The following is a 910-nucleotide window of genomic DNA, read 5'->3' on the forward strand; positions in this document are numbered from 1 at the left end:
GTTCAAAAAAGTCGCAATTATCAATCATGCGCCCTGCCATGTCATCTAGTTTTTTGAGGATGCCATAACCACGACCACCCAAGCCCACAAACTGCCAAAATATCGGCAGTTTCGCCGCATCCGTCATGACTCTTGTGATACCGCGATTGTCATTCACCCCGCCATCACTGATAAATAGCACGTAGATAGGCACATCTAAACCGTCCTTTTGGTAAAACTCCGTCACGGCTTTCATGACTTCGGCTTCATTATTAATGCGCGGGCCAAGTGCCCATTTGCGCCAGCCGCCATGAGCGTTGTTAATGAAACCATCGTAGTTGCTCAGCCCAATCTCGCCCAAATACTGCGGATCTCGGGCAAACGCCCAGCAGTCTAGTGCTTGGTCGTCATCGAAGCTCACTGCCAATGGCAATATGCGGTTGACCACTTCTTGCACGCGGCCTTTTTTATACTGCCTATTCATTGAGCCTGAGGCATCTAGCACCAGTGCTACCTTTGCGGTTAGCTGCTGCAATTGGCGTTTCTCAAGCGATATGGTGGCTTTTTTGGCCAGATTGACCAGTTTTGGTGCTTTGTCTAGCATGACCTTTTCTAATGATGCTTTTGCTTGAACTGGCGTTGCCGTTGCCGTTACGGCTGCTGCTGTCGAACTTTCTTCTTCTACATCGCCACCGAAATGCTGCACGATGGCGGCAAGTCCACCATTAAAGCCTTGCGCGACGTTAGATACCCGCCAAACGCCACTCTTACGATACAGCTGCATCAACATACTGGCTTGCTGCTGGGCAAAGTCTGCTGCTTGATATTCTGCTTGCGCCTTTTGCGATTGTTGCCAAATGCCAATCTCTAACGATTGAATTTGATTCAGCGGTGTGTCGGCTGATAATACAAAAAACAGGCTGTCTATATT

At 48.9% G+C, this 910-nt stretch carries 1 protein-coding gene; it reads right to left on the reverse strand.

Annotated features, from left to right (window positions below):
- On the reverse strand, nt 1-910 hold a 910-nt coding region (locus ACS8FD_RS17965; RefSeq protein WP_439276852.1), incomplete at both ends, for a VWA domain-containing protein.

This window comes from Psychrobacter sp. 1U2 (assembly GCF_051847575.1).